Raw genomic sequence first — 1,610 nt, forward strand, 5'->3', positions numbered from 1 at the left:
CAGCTTTGTTCTTTGAAAACTAGATAACAATTCTTGATTTCTTGATTAAATTGAACCGAGAACACCGCGTTTTAAAGAGTTTAAAACAAGACAAGTTCTTGAGCGCTAAACTCATCAATTACCGGAAGGTAATGAGAGGTTAAGTTATTAAGGGCGTATGGTGGATGCCTTGGCACTAGGAGCCGATGAAGGACGTGACTAACTGCGATAAGCTTCGGGGAGCTGTAAGTAAGCACTGAGCCGGAGATTTCCGAATGGGGCAACCCAATGACCGTGAGGTCATTACTGCTAGGTGAATCTATAACCTAGTAAGTGGAACACGTGGGGAACTGAAACATCTTAGTACCCACAGGAAAAGAAAGAAATTCGATTCCCTGAGTAGCGGCGAGCGAACGGGGAACAGCCCAAACCAGGAAGCTTGCTTTCTGGGGTTGTAGGACTGGTGTGGTGAGTTACCAAGTAATCATGTAGTCGAAGCAGTTGGGAAGCTGCACCACAGAGGGCGATCGTCCCGTAGACGAAACATGGTTACCTCCAACCAGGATCCTGAGTACGGCGGAACACGTGAAACTCCGTCGGAAACCGGGAGGACCATCTCCCAAGGCTAAATACTACCTAGTGACCGATAGTGAACCAGTACCGTGAGGGAAAGGTGAAAAGCACCCCGGAAGGGGAGTGAAAGAGTTCCTGAAACCATATGCCTACAAGCAGTCAGAGCCCATTAAGGGGTGATGGCGTGCCTTTTGTAGAATGAACCGGCGAGTTACGCTTGCATGCGAGGTTAAGGCGGTAAGGCCGGAGCCGCAGCGAAAGCGAGTCTGAAACGGGCGTTTCAGTATGGAGGTGTAAAACCCGAAACCAGGCGACCTACCCATGTCCAGGTTGAAGGTGCGGTAAAACGCACTGGAGGACCGAACCCGTGTACGTTGAAAAGTGCTGGGATGAGGTGTGGGTAGCGGTGAAATTCCAAACGAGCTTGGAGATAGCTGGTTCTCCCCGAAATAGCTTTAGGGCTAGCCTCGGAATTAAGGATCATGGAGGTAGAGCACTGTTTGGACTAGGGGCCCATCCTGGGTTACTGAATTCAGATAAACTCCGAATGCCATTGATCCATGTCCGGGAGTCAGACTGCGAGTGATAAGATCCGTAGTCGAAAGGGAAACAGCCCAGACCACCAATTAAGGTCCCTAAATACGTGTTAAGTGGAAAAGGATGTGGAATTGCACAGACAACTAGGATGTTGGCTCAGAAGCAGCCACCATTTAAAGAGTGCGTAATAGCTCACTAGTCGAGTGATTCTGCGCCGAAAATGTAACGGGGCTAAACACGTTACCGAAATTGTGGGTGTGACCGTAGGTCACGCGATAGGGGAGCGTTCCAAGGGCAATGAAGTCAGACCGGAAGGACTGGTGGAGCGCTTGGAAGTGAGAATGCCGGTATGAGTAGCGCAAGGCAGGTGAGAATCCTGCCCACCGAATGACTAAGGTTTCCTGGGGAAGGCTCGTCCGCCCAGGGTTAGTCGGGACCTAAGTCGAGGCCGGGAGGCGTAGACGATGGATAACAGGTGGAGATTCCTGTACTAGTTAATCTTGTTTGAGCGATGGAGGGAC

Annotated in this window: 1 rRNA gene; it reads left to right on the forward strand. The window is 50.4% G+C overall.

What is annotated here, in order from left to right:
• Positions 1-137: 137 nt before the first annotated feature.
• Positions 138-1,610: ribosomal RNA gene (locus ACI3EZ_RS07300) — 23S ribosomal RNA — on the forward strand; the annotation flags it as partial.

Source organism: Ligilactobacillus sp. LYQ60 (genome assembly GCF_045033015.1).
In the GTDB taxonomy this organism is placed as follows: domain Bacteria; phylum Bacillota; class Bacilli; order Lactobacillales; family Lactobacillaceae; genus Ligilactobacillus.